Consider the following 18,652-nt stretch of genomic DNA (forward strand, 5'->3'; position numbering starts at 1 on the left):
TCCAGCGGTCAGTGGCCGAGGGGTCGAGGTCGACCGGGAAGGGCGAATCCGTTCTGGGCGAGACGAGGTAACGGTAGTGGGCGCCGGGGGTGGCGGGGAACGCGGCGTTGGTGGCGTCGAAGGTGACGTTCGTCTTATAGCCGGGAGCGGTCCCGAGGTAGTTGCCGTCGTCGTCCTCACGGTAGGCAAGGGTCTCGGTGTCCGCGGGGAAGGCGGCTGTCACCTCCATGTGGTAGGTCTCGCCGGTGTTCCGGTCCGTCCATGCCAGGGTGTAGGTTCCCGGCTTTAGCGGATACCATTTTTCCCCGACGATGTCCCACTGCCAGGGATCGCCCTGTCCGCCGGTCCAGCCCGGTTCATCATTGACCACCTCGGGTGCGGTCACGGCGGGCTGGCTGTTGGCGGTGACGGAGACGAGTACGGCGTCGTCGGGAAGGTCGGGGGTCAACTGGGTGTCGATGGCATCTCGGCTGGAGAAATCCAGCCCCTCGCCGATGGCCAACTCGGTGCGGTAGGTGGTCCTGTCGACCTCCACGGTCATGCTGCCGGGGGCCGAGACCGCCGGGATGAGGTAGGACTTCGCCACCCTGCCGCCATAGGTCGTGTTGGCGAGGGATTCCCGGGTAATCGGGCTGAAGTTGTTGATGGCGTTCGAGATCTTCTTGAGCGTGTAGCGCCGGTCCGGGGTGCGGTAGATTGTGCCGACCTCGAGCAGCTCGCCCTCGGTGAGCCACAGTTCGAGCACCCGGCGGATCCCCGCGGCGATCTGGGTCTGCTTGACGCTGCCGTCGAGCACGCCATTGACCATCTTGAAAAACGGGTAGTTTTGGAAGGCGGTGAGGGCGGCCTCAGGCAGGCCGACGGCCATGACGTCGACGGTGAAGCGGAATTTCTTGTCCCACATCCAGAAGACACGGCGGTAATCGGCCATCACGCCTTTTTCACCCGGATCGATGTTGTGGGTGGTGCCCGTCGTGCTTTCGAGCGGGTTGAAATGGAAGCCAGGCAACACAGCCGCCGCGACCTGCGCACCGGTCGCGGTCTCGGGAAACACCGAGCCAAACCCGGCGGTGGCGAAGGAGACGTTGCCCCCCTCGGCGGAGGTGGTGGTGAAGGCCCCGAAAGCGAGTTGTTCGCGGGCGAGTGCATACAGCTTCGAGGGTGGGAGCGACTGCTGGGTGGTGCCCGACGGGGCATAGCTGAGGGCGGGACGCCGCCCGTCCACTTCGTAGGCATTGAGCTCGACGATGTGGTCTCCGGCGTCGAGGTGGAGAGACTGCTCGAAGTCGCTGGAGTCGTCCTGTTTTGCGTTAGGGTTCCAGATCCGGTTGCCGTCGATGAAGAGTTGTGCACCATCGCCACCGGTCACTCGGAAGGTATAGGTACCGGCGGTGTCGGTGCGGAGCCGGGAACGCAGGGTCCATCCGTAGTAACCCCCCGGACCGGCCGCAGGCACCGTCGCCAGGTCGGGAAGTGCGAAACCGGACTGGATCGAACTGGCCTGCACCGGGAAGGATTCCGTGTCGACGACGCTGGTGGGCAGGGTCGTTCCCTCGCGGCGCTCGATGTAAACGCCGGCCATGTCGGCGGTGGGCAGGGTGTCAAAGGGGAGTTCGAGGCCAAGGGAGGCGTTCCCTGGGCCCACGAGGAGGGTGGAGCGGCCGTTCCGGACTTGGTCGATGCCGAGGGCGGTTTTCCAGACGCGCAGGTTGTTGAGGCCGCCCGGGAAGAAGCCGTCCGCGGTGGCGGCACCGGTGGCGCGGGCTCCGATGGTGACCGTCTGGGTGCTGCCGGAGAAGTTCAGCGCCTGGTTGCCGGACGCCACCACCTTACCATCGCGATAGAGGGTGACGGTGTTGGCGGTCTTGTCGTTAACGGCCGCCCAGTGGTGCCAACTGTCGTCGGTCAGCGCGGCGGGGGCCGCGACGGTGCCGCCGTTGTTCGTCAGGAAGAAAGCGTTCCCGGAGGTGAAACCGGCGCGGAGCTGTGCGCCCGAGGCAGTGGAAGATCCGAGCGAGACCACATTCTGATCCGCGGTCATCGTGACGGGATCGCGCCGGGCCCAGAACTCGATGGTGAAGGATCCGTCGCCGCCGATCAGCCCGGTGCCCGCGGAACTGGCGCGCAGGTGGTCGCCGCCGCCGGAAAGTTGCAGGAAGCGCTCCGGGGAATTGGGGGCGTTTTCGATGACATAACCCCTCGGCTGGAATTGGATGTCCAGCCCGGTGCCGGTGCCCATGATCTGCGAATAGACCACCGAGTCGAAGTTGTAGTTCAGCGGGCGGAAGTTGCGGCCGAGCGTGGGTTGATTGGTCGAATCCGTCACGGAGGAGGCGGAGAGACCCTGGATGGTCTCGGTGCCGGTGTTGACCTCCGCGAGATACTCGAGTTCCCACTGCCAGTTCACCACAGTGGACTCGGTCAGCTTGATGGTGGACCCGCCCAACAGGGGCTGGCCACCGATGGAGCCGCCCATGAGCTTCGCCCGGTAGGCCGCCCGCAGCCGCATGTCATCCTCGGTGCCGCTGAGCGTTTTCCGGTAGCGGTCGAGATAGACGAATGGCGGGACGGTGAAAGTGACGGACTCGCCGGTGTGGTAGCTGAGGCGGCCAGCGGGAGGAGAAACCAGGCTGGAGCCGAACTGGCTGATGACGTCGAGCGTCACATACGTGTCCGCCGCGATGGAGAGGTCTCTGACCCGATGGGACTGGTGCAGGGAGCCGGTCTGGGCTCCGAATCCGATGCGCCAACCCTCCGACTGTGACACCAGATACGGCACGGCGATGTCCTTGAGGATCCGCAGCCCGTTCCAAGTGACGCTGACGAAGCCACCGCCCTTTTCCAGATCGCCAACGAGATCCACCTGCACCGGGACCCAGTTGTCCCCGGTTGTGAGCGACTGGGAATTGCCGGCGGCGTCCTCCACAACGGGGTAAGTGGGCACGCGTCCAACTTGGCGCGCGCCGTAGAAGGAAATGCCGCCCTTCACCACCGCATCGTAAACCACTTCCACGGCCGGCGCGGAGTCGGGATTCCCCCCGTCATAGGTGTCGAAGGTCACGGAGAGTCCGCTCGCGATTCCATCCACCCCGATGGGTTGGTTGGCAGCCAGGTCGGGGCCGAAGTTGAAGCTGAAACCGTCCGCAGGCGGGGTCGTGCCTCCGGTGGTTTGCACTTGGAACTTGACCACCATCCGGCTCACTTTCTGCCGCGCGGGGATGGACTTGACGACCATGGTGCCGGACTGGCCATTGGTCGCCGGAGTGAGCTCCACGTAGGAAGCGCCCGCGGGCACCGTCGCACTGCCTCCCAAGTCCACATCGCCCCCGGTGACATCGTTGGGGAACTGCAGGTCCTTGCTGAAATAGGCGTCCGGAAGGCTGAGCGGAGCGGAGGTGTCCGGCTGGAAGCTGTAGCGCTGCAGCGTGATGGACACGGCGCCGTTTCCGCTCTGCGCCCCGGTATTGCGGGCGAGCACCGAGGCCGCTGGCCGGTTGGCAGTGCTAGCGAACACAAAGGAGCCGCCACCACCGCCGCCGTCGCCTTCGTTTGGCCCACTACCGCCACCGCTGTAGCCGCCGCCACCGCCGCCGCTGCCGTCCTTGTTATTTTCGGCCCGGCCACCCTGGCCGCCGCCGCCCCAACCTCCGGCTCCGCCTTGGCCGGTGAAAGTGCTGATGAAACTACCGCCGCTGTTTCCTAAGAGATAGGCAATGCCACCAACAGAGATGGCTCCAGAGCCACTGGTACGATATCCCGCGCCGCCCGCACCGCGTTCATAAAAGTTAGTGTTGGGGGCTCCCGCGCCATTGCCGTTCTTGCCACCCCAGGCAAAATCGCCGTTCTGGCTGGTGGCGTTGCCCGGGCTGCCGTCGTTGTCCGCGGCCGCACCACCACCGCCGCCGACGAATAGCAGAGGGTCATCGTTTGACGAGGGGAGCGGGTCCGCCGTGTTTTTCACCCGGACGATGGAAGAACTGCCGCCGCCGCCGCCGCCGCTGGGGTTATTGCCGTCACTTCTCCCTTTTCCCCCTTGTCCGCCGACGGCGATGCGCAGCACTTCCCCTTTCGTCAACCGGACCGAGGCCTGTATCTGGGCACCCTTGCCGCCATGGTAGCGGTCGTTGCTGGCATCACCGCCCTGTCCGCCACTGACATCGAGCAGATACCAACCGGTGTCCGGCACCGTCCAGGTCTGGAAGGTGTTGTCTTGGAAAGGGAAGCCGACCGTTTGCTGGGCAAGCGCGCTTGCCGTCGCGAGGAGGCCCATCAGGAAGGCGATCAGCGGACGGTTCATCCGGCGGGCAACGCCGAAGCCGGGGGCGACTCGTTCGGCCGGGGTGATGGCAAATGATAGGTGCATGGCTGGGAAAAACATGGGAGCTTACTGGAGGGTGTCGGCGGTGGTGATGCGGCGCAGGGAGATGCTCCCCTTGGAGGCAATATCCTGCCGGGCGAGACCGCGGGTGGTTTCCTGGTAGGTGCCGGTGAGGATGGTGGGATCGGGCGCGGCATCGAAGGTGATGGAAAAACTGCGAGAGACCGTGTAGCCCGCCCCGTGCTGGGCATGGAAGGCATGCCGGAAGGGGTTGCTGCGGTGAAAGGCATCCAGAGTGAGGGGAGAGGAGCCGCCGGTTCCTAAAGTGCGGCCAACGCCAAGCTGCCCGTCAAGCGGCCAGGTCAGACAATAGGTCTCCGGCAGGTCTGGCGGGCGCGAACTGCGCGTGCCGAGAGAAAAATAGGCGCTCACATCAGCATCGGTCACGGAGGCGGAATTGGCGATGTTCCGGGAACCCGCCACCGTGTTGCGCAGGGAAGTCGAGAGGCTGGCCGCCCTGAGATCCCGGGGCAGGTCGAAGGAGATGGTTTCAAATCGAATCCCCACCCGTTTCCCGTCCGCCCGCTGCTGGATGCCTACGTAATAGGGGATGCGGGTCTCGTCCACGACCAGCACAGGGACGGGGGCGATGTCCGGCGAGGCGGTTTTCGTCTGCATCAGGATGGAGCGGGGCACCAGACTCGCCTGCCCAGTCGAGTTGACATGGATGTATATCTGCATCGGAAGTTGGCTCGCCGTGGCCTGCATAGGCGCGCCCGCAGCTGCGAGGCTGGTGACCGAGTCCAAAACGATCTGCCCAAACCAGAGGCCGGCGAATGGATTGCCTTGGGGAGCGCTGGAATCCGCTGGCAAGTTCGCCTGGGTAGCCGTCACCGGCAGGTAGCGATACACGGAGCCCCCGCTCAGGGAGGTTCTGATCCGGTATAGATGCTCGCGGAGGTTCGAGCCGGTGGACCAGTTTCGTGTGGCACCCACCATCACTGAAATGCTCACGCCGGGAGTGAGGGAGGCCGCTTGCCAGCCAGCGAATAAATCGACAGCTTGCCTCTGCCACTTAAAATTCAGCGGAACCGGTTCGAGCGCGAAAAACTGCAAGTCGTTGGCGCTGGCAGCCGAAGCCGCCGGAGCAAGCCGAGTAAGAGTGATTTGATTCTGAGCGGTGCCCGTTGTTTGAAGATTGGAAAAGGTCAATTCCATGCCGGACATCAGCAATGGGGCCGCGTCTGGATTCGCAGGATTGACCACCTCGAGAGAGCCCGGGCCTGCCCCGAAACCCAAGGAACCAGAAACCGCGCCGGAAAAATCCGTTTCCACCGGCCCCGTCCAACCTTGCCCAACCAGGGTGTAGGGAACATTGATCCAGTAGGCTTTTCCGCTTTCGACGGAATCCGTTCCCTTGACCGGTTCCCAAGCGCCGGTCTCTGGATTCAGCCTCTGCACGTTTGCCGCTGCGCCAAGCGGGCCATCGATCGCGATACCGGAACCTGCCACCAAGGAGGCAAAAGTGGGCGTTCCTTCGATTCCGAAGCCGACGAGGTTGAATTCGCCTTTCTTCCAGACAGGCCGGTAGAAAACCACTTCACCCTGAATATTCAAAACTCCGGCCGGTTCGCCGTCCTGAGCGGTGCCGGACTTGGGTGACACATGGACGAGATAAGCGTGGTTCGCCCGTATGGCGATCTTGGCCGTCTCCCCCGATTCTGGATTCGCCGCCCAAACATCCCATCCCCCTTGGTTGAAAAGGCTCTCTGGATCCGATGTAAACTCAGCGGTGCCGATCTCCCCGACAGGACTGGCCACCCGGTCCACCCAAAAGTCATTCGATTGAAACACCTGATCGCAAGTCAAAGCCTGCCCTTCGGCATCCACCGGGCCGACCTCCAGCCAGACCGCATTCCAGCCATACCGCAGTGGCAGGCTCTGGGTGGTTTCGACCGCGAGAAGGGAGGGAGCCAATACCGCGGTAATAACGACTGTAAGAAGGAGGCGCTTCGGCAGGAGCAGACGGGAGATTGTCATTGGAGCAGCGATTTGGGCTTGGAACATGTTGCAAACGACGCCGATTAAGAGTCAGCGCGTTCAGGAAAAATTGACCGGATAGAGCGGCCTGTTTGCACTGATTTTTTCATGAAAGTAACATTTTAAGGTAGCAATGTGGATTAGGAATAAATGGCCAGCGCCAAACCTATCAGATGTAGGTTTTACGCAGCATATCCGCGACCCCGGCGTCCAGTTGCTCGCGGCGGCGCACCGCTTCGAAGCGGTTCAACAAATCCTCCGGCCGCACGCGCGCCCGTTCCGCCCCGCGCAGGTCATGCAGGACCTGCCCACGGTGCATCATGATGATGCGGTCGCCGAGATGGACCGCCTGCTGCATCGAATGGGTGACCATCAGAGTGGTCAGTTTGTCGCGCTGGATGATTTCATGGGTGAGCCGAATGACTTGGTCAGCGCTCTTGGGATCAAGCGCTGCGGTATGCTCGTCCAGCAACAAGAGGTCGGGCTTGAGCCAGGAAGCCATGAGCAGCGTGAGCGCTTGGCGCTGGCCGCCGGAGAGGCTGCCGATGGCGTTGTCGATGCGGTCCTCCAGGCCCATGTTGAGGGATCGGATGCGATCGCGAATCTGCTGGCGCAGATTCGGATTGAGTGCCCAGCCTAGACCGCGGGGCTGGCCGCGTCGGGCGGCCATGGCAAGATTCTCCGCGATCGTCATTGCGGGAGCCGTACCGCTGAAGGGGTTCTGGAAAACGCGACCAATGAGGCGCGCCCGCCGATGTTCTGGGAGTCGAGTGATGTTCTGGTCCGCCAGCGTGATTCGACCGGAATCGACCAGGAAGGAGCCGGCCACGGCATTGAGCAGGGTCGATTTTCCGCTGCCATTGGTACCGATGATGATCAGGAAGGATCCACGTTCCAGCGTCAGCGTCACCCCGCGCAGAGCCCGCACCTCATTCGGAGTGCCCGGATTGAACGTCTTGATGAGATTTTGGAGTTCAAGCATGGCGTCAGATGGCGGAAGATTTGGCTGCGGGACGGAGTTTTCGCAGCAGGGCAGGCGTGACGAGGGCAGCGAAAACGAACAGCGCGGTGATCAGCTTGAGGTCGTTGGGATTGAGTCCCCAGCGGAGCGCGATGGCCACAAGCAAGCGGAAGAGAACCGATCCCATGACCGCGCCCGTGATGAGCAGGCCGATTTTCTTGCTTCCGACCAGCGCTTCACCGATGATCACGCTGGCGAGCCCCCAAACGACCATGCCGATGCCCATCTGCACGTCGGCGAAGCCCTGATACTGGGCCAGCAAAGCACCGGAGAGGGCGATGAGTCCGTTGGAGAGCGCAAGCCCGAGAATGATGATGAAGTCCACGCTGACCCCGAGCGCACAGATCATCTGGGGATTATCACCCGTAGCGCGCATCGCCGTGCCCAGGTTGGTGCGGAAAAAGAGGTAAAGGGCGAGACCGACGGCAATGACAATGAGAGAAACACCGCCCAGCATGGCAGCATCGCGGACCCCCACGGTCCATCCGGCCAGCAGGAATTCGGACTGGTTTCCGCCGAGAAAGCTCGAGACGAGGGATTCGGCCTGGTCTGCAAGGGTGGCTTCGTTCAGCAACGGGATATTGCTTTTGCCCATCACGTGCAGGTTCACGGAGTATAGAGCGGTCATGACGAGAATGCCGCTCAAGAGGCCGTTGATCTTGAACTTAGTATGCAAAACTCCGGTGAGTGCGCCCGCGACCACGCCCGCCAGAAAGCCTGCAAATGTGGCCGCCAGCGGCGACCATTCGTGGACAAGGAGAATGGACGCCACAGCCGCTCCGAGAGTGACGGAGCCATCGGCGGTGATGTCTGGAAAATTGAAAATGCGGAAACTGAGATAGACCCCAAGCGCCAGTAAGGCGAGGATCATTCCGATGGTGGCGGCCCCGATAAGAAGTGTCATGTCAGAAAGTCAGGATGGAGTTGCATTTGGAAGGGGGCGCAGCGGGCTGAACCAGCAGGCTCCGCGCATGAAATCGGTTTCGCCCAGCCCTTCGAACTCCCGCTCATCGGCGAGCAGGTGCATCACCGTCTCCGCCGCGGCACTGTTCAACAGAGGTGCTAGCATCTCCGCGAGATCCACCCGGCCCTTCGGCAGCGGGCGGTAGGGAAAAACGGCTGCGTGAAAATGCCCGAGCGCCGAAGTCCCTGGCCCGATCCGGCGTATAAAGGGAAGGCTCTCCAGTGTGGGAGATTTTTCGGCGAATCCGACGATCAGGACGACCTGCCGCTCGTTCGCGCGCTCGGTGGTGAAGGTCATCCAATCCCTCACTTCAGGAAATGCGAGGGGGGATTGACCTGCGGTCTGGTCGGGAGAGCGTAGCAAGGTGCCGCCCACTATGCCGGCGACCTCAGCCACCATGACAAAGGCAGCCGCCGAGACTGGAACGCTCTCAAAGATCGATCCGACAAGGGTGGAGAGCCCGACCACGCCACGCGGGCTGCGAGCGGCCTCGAACCGGAGCAAGTGCGAAAAAGCGCCCCGGGCGGAAATCCCGTAGAGCAACTGAACCTCGGGAACATGTTTTCCCTCGGTGACCTGATAATCCGGCAAACTGCTGCCATCGGTGGGCATGGAAACGGCCGCGCCTGCGACCACCAGCGTCTCTCCGTAGCGGCCCGAGGCCTCTTCCGCCGTCCGGCCGAACGAGCCCAAACCCACCGACACAAGGTCCGGTTCGCAGCGCAGGTGATGACTGCTTGAGTCCGCCATTTTACCTTCGGCAAACGCTTCTGGGTGACCGTGCAGGCGAACGGAGAGTTCGGCCGCCGATGCCAGCGTGTGCAGTTCGAACTCCAATCCGTCCTGCTCCCATTGGCGCGGCGGGAGGGTTGCGGGTGGGGTGGCGACAGTGGACACCCCAGGGGCCCAACCCGGTTCCGACGTGCCGACCAGCATTCCAGCGATCCCGGACAATTGGAGCACTTCGAGGACGCCAGCGGTGGGCCGGAGCACCCGCAGTGCCCCACCGACAGTCTTGAGCTGCTTGTGATACTTTAGCAGAACCCGGATGCCTGCGGAGCTGACGTAATCGACACGGGTAAACTCCATGTCCACCCGATGATAACCCGATTGAATCGCCATTTCGATCGCTTGACCGACCCGGTCGGCCCAGTTCGCATCGAGACGTCCATGGAGTTGCAGTTCCTGTCGGCCTTCGTCGTTGAGTGAGGTGATTTCCATGGTGCGGTTTTTAGTGGACGGATTCCTCGAGCTGCAAGAGGTCCTTTGGAATCGTGATGCCGAGGCTGCGGGCGCTGGCCTGATTGAATTCGTAATTGATTTTAGCGACCAACTGAAAGGGGATGACCGCCGGTGACTCCCCTCGCAGGATGCGCGCAGCCATGGCCGCTGACGCCAGACCACCGTCATAAAAGTCCCTCGAAACGGTCAGGAATGCGCCGGACTCGGCCTGGCCTGAGGCAAACCCCATCAGGGGCAGTCGAGCGCGGTTTGCCGCCTGGACGATGCTCGCGAAGCTGGCCCCGGTGAGGTTGTCAGAGATTTGGCAAACCGCATCGATGTTGCGGCTGCAAAGCGCCAGAGCGGCGTCGGCGATTTCGCCACTGGTGCTCACGCCCACCAATTCCACCTCAATGCCTAAAGCACTGGCGGCCTTGAGCAACTCGTCCTTGTAGTAAACCGAATTCACCTCGGACGGCACGAACAGTGTTCCCACTCGCTTGAGGTTGGGCAGGCAGCGTCGCAACGCCGTCAGCCCCTCCGAATGCGGCGAATTCACATAAGCGCCCGTGACGTTAGGCAGGTGGTCCTGATCGGTGCGCCCTGCCCCAGCCTCCATCGGGTTGCCAACGAGCGAGAAGATCACGGGTCGTTTCGCGGCACGTTGCAGTGCGACTTGCAGGGCTGGCGTGGTGGCGGTGATGAGCAATTCGGACCCGTCGGAGGCGGCCGCGTCCATGATGGTGTTGAGAGCCGCCATGTCGCCCTGAGCATTGCGGAGAACCAATTCGTAGTCGCGCCCCTCCACCAACCCGGCTTTGGCCAGTCCATCCTGGATGCCCTTGCGATTGATCTCCACATTGGGAGTCTCGAGGAACTCGATCAGGTTTAGCTTAGCAAGGCGCCCCAGCGGCGCGGGAGCGGCGGCATTTGGCGGAACAGCCGCCGAATCGGTTTTGCGGGTGGTTGACTGACGTGCGGCTTCAGCCTTGAGTTCAGGCGGGAAGGTCAGGCCGAACTGACGTGCGAGAGCTTCATCTAGAAAAACCTGCTTCTCGATAACGTTCTCGATCGGAATCGTGGCCGGGCTTTCGCCCAGCAAGACCCGGGCGACGGGCTTGGCGACGGCGTAACCGGGCTGGTAATACCCCAAGCCCACGCAGGCAATCGGGCCGCGCCCGGCCGTCGTGCCATCGCCCGCGAACAACGGTAGCTTGCTGTCGCGCGCCACGCGGATCACCGCGTCCATCGCCTGCGCTACGGTGTTGTCATCAAGGATGCACAAGGCCTTGATCCCGCGCGCCGAGAGGGCCTGTGCTGCCGGCAGGACATCAGCGGGGGAGGATACCGTGACCTCCTCCAGCGTAATCCCGGCTTTCGCGAACAGTTCCCGCTCCACGCTCACCACCTTCACCGAGTTGGCCTCAGAATTGTTGTAGATGGTGCCGACGGATTTGATCCCGGGCATTGTCTGCTGGATGGCATCCAGGATTGCCTGCACCGGCGGGAACGAACCGATGCCGGTCACATTGGGCAAATGATCGGTGAACGACACACCCGCACCAGCGGCGATGGGGTCGCTGCAATACGTGAACACGATCGGCTTGTGTTTCACGAAACCGACCGCCGCACTGATCACCGGCGTGCTCATGGGCAGCACCAGGTCCACTTCGGAGGAATCGAAGTTCTGCAGCATTCCCGGAATGTTGGCGATCTCCGCCTGCGCATGCGCCATGCGGATCTCCAGGTTCTTGCCTTCCAAGAAACCAAGCTCCTTGAGGCCATCGACAATTCCCTGACGGCACTCATCGCCGGCGGATTCGGGCGCAAAATAGGCCAGACCGATCTTGTAAACACGACCAGGCTGCGGACTAAGCGGGAGGGCGACCGCCTTTTTCTCCAGCATCGGCAGTTTGATCTCGGTGGCGGTGATGAAACCATCAGCTTTTTCCTTGAGATCGGCGGGGATCGTCCAGCGATCCTTGAGACCGGTCAGAGCAGTTTCATTGTAGAGGAAAACCACCGGAACGTAGTTATCGACGGGCATCTCTGCGGGATTTTTGCCATCCAGCACATCGGCAGCGATCTCCCCGGTGTGCTTACCGATATCGAAGTAATTGGCACCCAGGTCGAACAGCGCGCCGCTCTTGACCGCAGGCGGCAGCACCGTGAAGACAGGAATACGGGCCCGCCGACAGGCATTGATGACCTGGTCGGTAGCCGTGGAGACCGCGACATCACCGCTGATCCACAGGCACTCGGCGCCCCGGGCGATGACCGAGTTCACCGATTCGACGACAGCAGTGCTGTTCTCGGCGTTGCCCTCGATCAACTGGATGCCCAGTTCGGCACAGATTTCGCGGGCCAACTTGGTTTGAACCATCGAATTGACCTCGGCCGCGTTCCAGACGAGGCCGACCGACTTCAGCCCGGGATTCATGCGCTTGGCGATCCGGAACGTCTGCTCCACCGGTTGGATCGAGCCTGCGCCCGTCATGTAGGGGGGATGATTCAGGTGGTTCGAGGGATCAATGCCCACGCCCGCCGCGTAGGGGTCCGTGACAATGCCAAAGACGTGACGAGTGCGTGCGCCGTTCCGGTTGGCATTAGCGACCGTTTGCAGTGAAACGGTGCTGGCGGTCAGGATAAGATCAAAATCACCCGTAGTCACCTCGCGTGCTATGGTGTTCGCGGTTCCGATATCGCCCTCGGAGTTGTAGCGCCGGATTTTAATGTTTTTACCCTCTTCATATCCGCGCGCCGCCAACGCCGTGAGCATCCCGTCAACGCCCTCATCGAGGACAACCAGCGAGGCGTGCTGCACGAGCGCGACACTGATCTGTGACTTGGCAGCACCCTCTGCTTTTGCAGAGAGGCGTGATCCTTTGTCGCTGTGAAGCAACACACCCGCGGCCATTGCCAGAAGGCAGGTTCCCAGCGAAAGTCTCTTCAGGATTTCAAACATGAGCATCGATTTTTGGGGCTACTGAGAGTAACAATCAGATTACTGGCCAAACAAAAAATTGGGATTTAGCAGCCACACCCAATAATTTTCCGTTCATGCCTTATCTAAAGCTTGCAAAAAAGGGGTTAAATGAGTTACCTCTAAATTAATTTTATTATCGAAGCGAATTCCGCAGGGCACCGACGGGATTCAATTCCGAGCCGTGGACACCTTGTGAGGAGTTCGGATGCTTTGAGGACTTCACTCACGCTGCACTGGCCGAGCGAGACTGCTCTTGGCTTCTAGGGGGATTCGTTGCTGTGTTGGGCATACCATCCTGGGTCACTGCCCTCGGCTAAAACTACAATCTCATCGGCGGGGATTCATTGTTTGATGTCCCACCATAAGGGCTCGATTGGCTCGAAGGTCTTTTTCTTTTCGAGAACTATGACTCCGATCTGCTTCGTCGCATACAGCACCACATCAAATTCAGGCTTCCCGATGCCTCCATGCGCCAGGAGCTGTTCGCCCTTCATCTACCAAACCCTGATCGGGTGGATGCTGATTACGCGGTTCTCGCGGAGTTATCGAAGGGTCTCAGTGATGAGGACATCCTGAATGTGTGCGTGAATGCGATCTATGCTGGAAGCACGGATATTGATACGGCGAAGTGGAGGGTGATGCAGGCGATGCTACAGCGTGAGATTGCAAAGGCGAAGAAGGCCAAGGTTGAACACGCGGGGAAGGAAGCTGGGCCGAAGCGGAGGATTGGGTTTTGTGTGGGGTGATAGGCGGCGAGACACTTGCGGATGGGTTCGGCGTGCTCGTGGGCGTCGTGGTTGTCCGGCGCGGTGGGCATAGTTTATCCCCAGAGTTCTTTGAACATGAGTTGCTTCTCGATGGCGCTCAGTGATGAGCGAGCAACGGCGGTCTGGGCTGTGTTGATGCCCTACCTTAGCCAGCTTTAGGCAATGGGGATCGCGAGTGTGCGCCGTGCTTTATGGTAAGTAAAACATGACAGACTACTGAAAGAGATTTCGGGGTGGCGAGCTAGCTGAAGACGAATATGCTCGATATAGTCGTAGAACCATGGCTGTCCGGCGCGGGGGCATTGAGGTTCATGCAATGATGTTTCTCAGCACATGCCCATGCACATTAGTGAGGCGGCGATCGACGCCATTCGTGCGGGCGGTCAGCTTTTCGTGGTCGATGCCGAGGAGAAACACGATGGTGGCGTGCAGTTCGAGCAGATACACTTTGCCGGAGACAGGGCGGAAACCAAACTTGTCAGTCTCGCCGTGCATGAAGCTGCCGCGCACCCCGCCGCCAGCCATCCAGACGCAAAAGCTTTCGGGGTGGTGCTCGTGGCCGTGTTTTTCGATGGGCGCGGTGCGGCTTATGTCCTGGCTCTAGGGGGGCGGCCAAATTCGCCGCTCCAAACGACGAGCGTGTCCTCAAGGAGGCCGCGTGACTTCAGATCGCGGATCAAACCGGCACAGGGCAGGTCGCTCGCGGCGCGGCTCTTCGGCGGGGCGCCGCGGATGTCGCCGTGATGATCCCAACCATCCATGGTGACCTGCACAAAGCGCACGCCGGCCTCGCTCAGACTACGGGCCAGCAGGCAGGCGCGAACGTTTTGTCGGCCGTCTTTTCGCCGATGCTGTAGAGCTTATTCGTGGCCTCGGTTTTCTTCGAGATATCGACCATATCCGGCGTGGCCGTCTGCATGCGAAAGGCGGTTTCCATGCTGTGGATTATGCCTTCCATGCCCACATCCGTTTCATTCAGGACGAGCAGTCGGCGATTCATTCGCTGGATGAAGTCAAAGCGCCGCCACTGGGAGGCGGGATCGGTGAGAAAGGCGATGGCGGGATCGCTCACCTTGGCCGGGAGCGTTACCGGTGAGCATGGGCAGAAAGTCGCTAGATACGCCGCGGCGAGGGCCATCATTGGCGGACTGGCAAGCCCCGAGTGCGAGGGCGTGGTGAACTCCGGCCTGCTCAAGATGAGTGAGGGCATCGAATGCTTTGTCTTCTTGTCTTCATCACCGAGGATCACGGCAACGGTAAGCTCACCATAATTTTATCCCTGAAGCTCCGAACCCAGGCGCCGGCACGGTGCAGATCGTTTCCAATGCACTCGTCCGCCCACTCTACGTGCGTATCACGAACGTCGCCCACGCACTCGAAGCTTGGTGTGTGGGATCGTCCAAACTGTTCGTCAGGCATGACAACTACTGGGATGGCCGGGCAGAGGCCTGTAAAGCTCCAGTCCATGACACTTGATATATGCGTTCGTTCCCTCCGCTTCAAATACTGACGGCTTTCGCCTGTCTCGCAATAAGCTCGATGGCGCGTGCTGAGGCTAAAGTCATCGCGCATGATAAACGCAACGAAGACGGTATCTCGGCTGCCGTTGCCATCCGAGACAATCAGCATTTGCTGCATTCAAAAGAGCAAAGACAGGCACGTCGGACGAAGTGGATGGATGCCATGGGGCTCGATGTGGTCCTGACCTATGACTCCCTCGCGCTGGGCGCTCTTTTCTCCGATGATGACCGGGGTGCTACTTCCGGTGATGCCACGATGAACCTGCGCCGGCAGATCAACTGAAACACCAGCAAGGCGACGCTTTCGCTCAACCTTCGCGCTCAGCATCGCCCGTGATCTCCGCAAAACGGATCGCCTCGGCGTGTCCGTGGCAGGCGGGAAGTCAAGCAAGTAGAAGGATGCGTGGGAAGGCGTGGTCGAGCTGTTCAAACGCCGCCAGATCGGCAAATCAAGCTCATCGCACCGGCTGTTCAATTCTTCACTGGCAGTGATGCAGGAGCTCTCGTGATCGCGGGTGTTCACGTTGGAATGAGGTTTTAAACTCACCGCCTGTTGCACCAAGGGCCAATAGCGCGGACAGCTGCACCTCTACAATCTTGCACTGTCATGCAAAACTCCCGCGTCTTGATTTTTCTCACCTGCTTCCCTGGTCTGGCCATCTCCTTTGCCACAGCACAAACACTCCCGGTAGCCTACGATGCACCACCGGAGCTGAAGGCATCCGAGATCCTGCAAAGCTCCTATCTATCGAATCCAAGCTACCGGGTGCGTGAGGAGGTGAAGACCTATCTCGGCCTGAACCATTATGTGATCGACTCGCCATTCGGCACCTTCGTGGCTCACGGAAACCAGATGCTGCAGGAGCGCGTGCGCGAAATCCATGCGCTTGCGCAACTCCGTGAAATGACGAACTCCCGCGAGTATGCCGACGGCGTGAAGGCGGCTGCCAAAGTTCCCCTCGCAGTCGCAGACAATCTGCTTCACTCGCCGGTTGAAACCATCACTGGCGTGCCCAAAGGCGTCGGCAAGTTCCTCGGGCGTCTCGGTCGTGGGGCCAAGGAGGTCAGTTCCGGCCGCCAGCGCAATGAAGGTGAGGATGGAGTGGTCAAAAGTGCCGCCGGCCTCTCCAGCACGAAGCGCAAACTTTGCGCTGATCTTGGCGTGAACCCCTACAGCACCAACGAAGTCCTCCAGAGCGAGCTGGATCGCGTGGCCTGGGTGGTCTTTGCCGGGAAAATCACCGTGACACTGGCGACCATGCCCATCGGCGGTGCAGCAGGTGCCGCACTGACCGCAGTCTCGGTCACAGATCAGGCCAACAAACTGGTCTATGAGCAAAGCCCCCTCGATCTCCGCAAATCGAACCTGTCCCGGCTCACGGCGATGGGCATCTCCCCACAAGATGCCGAAGCATTCCTCGCGGCCAGCGCGTTCACGCCCTGGAATCAAAGTCAGATCGTCGGATCACTGGATCGAATGTCTGGAGTCAAAGGTCGTGATGTCCTGCTGCGCGATGCCACCAGCATGACCGACAGCGAGACGGATGCTGTGTTTTACGAGCAGACCGCGAAGCTCATCGCCCATGCGCACACCAACGGCATCACCATTGATCGCATTGTGCTTTTGAGCGGACTCCCCGTCTGCATCGGGGCGGATAGCTCGGTCATCGTGGCCCTGCACTGGGACTACGCCATGTGGTCGCCACGCTCGGAGAACTTCGCCATCGCGCTTGAGTCCCTTCAGGTCGATGGGGCCAAGCCTGCATCGCTCATCGTGATCCTTTCCGGTGCCATGTCGCCACGGCTTCGGCAGGAGCTGGAAACGCGTGGCTACCGTGTGCAGGACAAGCTGATCCAAGGGCCGCTGAAATAAGGCTTTCCATTCTCACCCCATCTGAACTGTCATGAAACCTAACGTGAAGCTGCTTTGCATCCCCCTCATAGCCTTGGTTCTGGGGGCGTGTTCCTCCATGCCGAAGAGCGTCACCTCACGCTCCACCGGAAGCGGCTACTCGCTTCGTGGTGCAACTTCGGAGGAGCTTGAGCAGGCTCTTGCCGACGTGGATCGTGTCAGCACGGCAGGACTCCAGACAAAAGAGGATCGCTTGGCCTATGCCACAGCCACGGAAAGAGCCGTCGCGCTCTGGCTTTCACTCAGCGATGAGAAATCCCGCAGCCAGCCCCTGGCGGCAGGAGACCTCTACCGCCTCGAATCATCATGGCCGAAGCACCTCAAGTTTGATGAACTTATTCCCGCCAACAGCATCAAGGGCAAGCACCTCAAGCGCCGCATCACACGCGAGGGCGTCGGGGTTCCCTTCGTGGCCCATTGGGACTTCACACCTGATCGAAAAGCCGCCGAGCCTTTCATGTCGGATGGCGGATATTTGACCTCCGTCACGGCCACCATCGACTTCCGCCGTGTTGGGAAAGGACCCCGCATCGCATCACTCAGGCTGCACGACTCACGAGTTATGGAAAAAGTTCGTCTGAATGGGCGCGAGCTGCCACTGGCAGCTGATCTCACTGCCTTTGGCGAGTATACTATGTCCAAAAAGAAAGTTCAGATGGCGGGTCTGAAAGCGCTGCTTCGAAGTTCTAAGTTCATGGACAAGCTAGGCCTGCTCGCGCTTGAGCATCCTGACGAAGATCGCATTCCGCTCGTGCTGGTTCATGGATTGATGTCACGTCCGGCCACCTGGGAAAACGTCATCAATGAATTGGGGGCTGATGCCGTCATCCAAAAACATTATCAGGTCTATTTGTTCCGCTATCCCTCCGGAGTGCCAATCATCTACAGTTCTGCCAGATTAAGGGAAGAACTTGCCAAACTTCACGCGATACTCGAGAAGCGAGACACCAACAGGTTAAGCCATCACACGGTGCTGATCGGCCACAGCATGGGCGGACTTGTCAGTAAAGCACAGGTGCAAGAAAGCGGTGACCGTCTTTGGGTCAATTTGCTGGGAGACACGCCTCAAAACCTGAGTCTCACCAAGGCTGAGCGCGACGCACTCAGCAGCTATATGGAGTTTGATCCCAATCCGAGCGTGAGCCGCGTGATCTTCGCTGCCACACCGCATCGTGGCAGCAAGGTCGCAGACACCCGGCTTGCTCACTTTGGTCGTCGCCTCGTCAGCCTTCCAGGGCGGACCTTTGGTGCCACCTTCGACATTCTTGAAGGTATCGCATCACGAGATCCAAAGCTCGGCCAACTGCTCGCCAACGGCATGCCCACCAGTGTGGATAACCTCTCGCCTGGTTCGCCCTACGTGAAAATTGCCACTAGTCTGCCCTTCCGCAAAGGCGTGCATCTGCACTCCATCATCGGCAACAAGGAAGGCAAGCCACTCACCGACCCTGAATGCTCGGACGGCTTCGTGCCCTACAGCAGTTCCCATCTCAACAACGTGGAGTCTGAATTTATCGTGCGCTCCGACCACAGTGTGCATGAGAAGCCAGAAGCCATCGAGGAAATGCGACGCATTCTCCATATGCATCTCAAGTCGCTGGGTTTGAATTGATCTTGGCCTATTGACGGGCTCATATGTTTTTTTGCGTTTAATTGGCCCAATGAATTGAGTGGTGAGAAAAATCATTTGCTTTGGATTAATAGCCCACCCGTGTTTCGCGAAGCACTCGTGCTGGCACGTCGCGGCGCAGGCTGTTTCGCCGCCGCCCTGGCTGATGCGAGCCTTGCATTCAACGAGTGGCACTTGGACGTGCAGGTCGATGCTGTTAAGAAGCAGGCGGCTGGAGCGCTAACAGTATGTTGGGATCACGGGCGGGCTGCAGTTGCATTCGCGTTTCAACTC

Annotated in this window: 11 protein-coding genes and 1 pseudogene; 4 read left to right on the plus strand and 8 right to left on the minus strand. The window is 60.5% G+C overall.

What is annotated here, in order from left to right:
• The 6 genes from AC6FTP_RS00005 to AC6FTP_RS00030 form a co-directional block, all read right to left on the minus strand.
• Positions 1 to 4,378, minus strand: a 4,378-nt coding sequence (locus tag AC6FTP_RS00005) for a LamG-like jellyroll fold domain-containing protein (protein WP_497204842.1), incomplete at its 3' end; no start/stop codon positions are given.
• A gap of 6 nt (positions 4,379 to 4,384) precedes the next feature.
• Positions 4,385 to 6,358 carry a hypothetical protein gene (locus AC6FTP_RS00010; protein WP_497204843.1) on the minus strand — a complete coding sequence of 658 codons (1,974 nt, stop codon included), beginning with the start codon at positions 6,356 to 6,358 and terminating at the stop codon, positions 4,385 to 4,387.
• Between the two features lie 169 nt (positions 6,359 to 6,527).
• The gene (locus AC6FTP_RS00015) at positions 6,528 to 7,340 is read right to left on the minus strand and encodes an ABC transporter ATP-binding protein (RefSeq protein ID WP_497204844.1); all 813 of its coding nucleotides are present in this window, start codon (positions 7,338 to 7,340) and stop codon (positions 6,528 to 6,530) included.
• 4 nt (positions 7,341 to 7,344) lie between these two features.
• The gene (locus AC6FTP_RS00020) at positions 7,345 to 8,283 is read right to left on the minus strand and encodes an ABC transporter permease (RefSeq protein ID WP_497204845.1); all 939 of its coding nucleotides are present in this window, start codon (positions 8,281 to 8,283) and stop codon (positions 7,345 to 7,347) included.
• Positions 8,284 to 8,292: 9 nt separating this feature from the next.
• Positions 8,293 to 9,564, minus strand: coding sequence for an STAS domain-containing protein (locus AC6FTP_RS00025; protein WP_497204846.1), 1,272 nt, complete (start codon positions 9,562 to 9,564; stop codon positions 8,293 to 8,295).
• Positions 9,565 to 9,574: 10 nt separating this feature from the next.
• On the minus strand, positions 9,575 to 12,529 hold the full coding sequence (locus AC6FTP_RS00030) for an ABC transporter substrate-binding protein (RefSeq protein ID WP_497204847.1): 2,955 nt from the start codon (positions 12,527 to 12,529) through the stop codon (positions 9,575 to 9,577).
• Positions 12,530 to 13,017: 488 nt separating this feature from the next.
• On the opposite strand from AC6FTP_RS00030, the gene AC6FTP_RS00035 reads away from it, so the two are divergent.
• On the plus strand, positions 13,018 to 13,296 hold the full coding sequence (locus AC6FTP_RS00035; protein ID WP_497204848.1) for a hypothetical protein: 279 nt from the start codon (positions 13,018 to 13,020) through the stop codon (positions 13,294 to 13,296).
• Between the two features lie 330 nt (positions 13,297 to 13,626).
• Here AC6FTP_RS00035 and AC6FTP_RS00040 read toward each other — a convergent pair whose 3' ends face one another.
• Together AC6FTP_RS00040 and AC6FTP_RS00045 are read right to left on the minus strand one after the other, a co-directional pair.
• The gene (locus AC6FTP_RS00040) at positions 13,627 to 13,908 is read right to left on the minus strand and encodes a DUF1501 domain-containing protein (RefSeq protein ID WP_497204960.1); all 282 of its coding nucleotides are present in this window, start codon (positions 13,906 to 13,908) and stop codon (positions 13,627 to 13,629) included.
• A pseudogene (locus AC6FTP_RS00045) lies at positions 13,905 to 14,527 on the minus strand (DUF1501 domain-containing protein). Before AC6FTP_RS00045 ends, AC6FTP_RS00040 begins: the two are co-directional and overlap by 4 nt.
• Positions 14,528 to 14,796: 269 nt before the next feature.
• On the opposite strand from AC6FTP_RS00045, the gene AC6FTP_RS00050 reads away from it, so the two are divergent.
• The 3 genes from AC6FTP_RS00050 (at position 14,797) to AC6FTP_RS00060 (ending at position 18,361) form a co-directional block, all read left to right on the plus strand.
• On the plus strand, positions 14,797 to 15,120 hold the full coding sequence (locus tag AC6FTP_RS00050) for a hypothetical protein (RefSeq protein ID WP_497204849.1): 324 nt from the start codon (positions 14,797 to 14,799) through the stop codon (positions 15,118 to 15,120).
• 324 nt (positions 15,121 to 15,444) lie between these two features.
• Entirely contained in the window at positions 15,445 to 16,710 is a 1,266-nt protein-coding gene (locus AC6FTP_RS00055) for a hypothetical protein (RefSeq protein WP_497204850.1), read from the plus strand.
• 31 nt (positions 16,711 to 16,741) lie between these two features.
• Entirely contained in the window at positions 16,742 to 18,361 is a 1,620-nt protein-coding gene (locus AC6FTP_RS00060; RefSeq protein WP_497204851.1) for an esterase/lipase family protein, read from the plus strand.
• Positions 18,362 to 18,652 lie beyond the last annotated feature (291 nt).

Origin of the sequence: Prosthecobacter sp., from assembly GCF_044378005.1 — a bacterium.
GTDB lineage: Bacteria > Verrucomicrobiota > Verrucomicrobiia > Verrucomicrobiales > Verrucomicrobiaceae > Prosthecobacter.

What these genes read in the sequence shown, in the direction of transcription:
- AC6FTP_RS00010 (WP_497204843.1), bottom strand. Translation starts at nt 6,358, where the DNA reads ATGACAATCTCCCGTCTGCTCCTGCCGAAGCGCCTCCTTCTTACAGTC.
- AC6FTP_RS00015 (WP_497204844.1), bottom strand. Translation starts at nt 7,340, where the DNA reads ATGCTTGAACTCCAAAATCTCATCAAGACGTTCAATCCGGGCACTCCG.
- AC6FTP_RS00050 (WP_497204849.1), top strand. Translation starts at nt 14,797, where the DNA reads ATGCGTTCGTTCCCTCCGCTTCAAATACTGACGGCTTTCGCCTGTCTC.
- AC6FTP_RS00060 (WP_497204851.1), top strand. Translation starts at nt 16,742, where the DNA reads ATGAAACCTAACGTGAAGCTGCTTTGCATCCCCCTCATAGCCTTGGTT.
- AC6FTP_RS00055 (WP_497204850.1), top strand. Translation starts at nt 15,445, where the DNA reads ATGCAAAACTCCCGCGTCTTGATTTTTCTCACCTGCTTCCCTGGTCTG.
- AC6FTP_RS00030 (WP_497204847.1), bottom strand. Translation starts at nt 12,529, where the DNA reads ATGTTTGAAATCCTGAAGAGACTTTCGCTGGGAACCTGCCTTCTGGCA.
- AC6FTP_RS00035 (WP_497204848.1), top strand. Translation starts at nt 13,018, where the DNA reads ATGCGCCAGGAGCTGTTCGCCCTTCATCTACCAAACCCTGATCGGGTG.
- AC6FTP_RS00020 (WP_497204845.1), bottom strand. Translation starts at nt 8,283, where the DNA reads ATGACACTTCTTATCGGGGCCGCCACCATCGGAATGATCCTCGCCTTA.
- AC6FTP_RS00025 (WP_497204846.1), bottom strand. Translation starts at nt 9,564, where the DNA reads ATGGAAATCACCTCACTCAACGACGAAGGCCGACAGGAACTGCAACTC.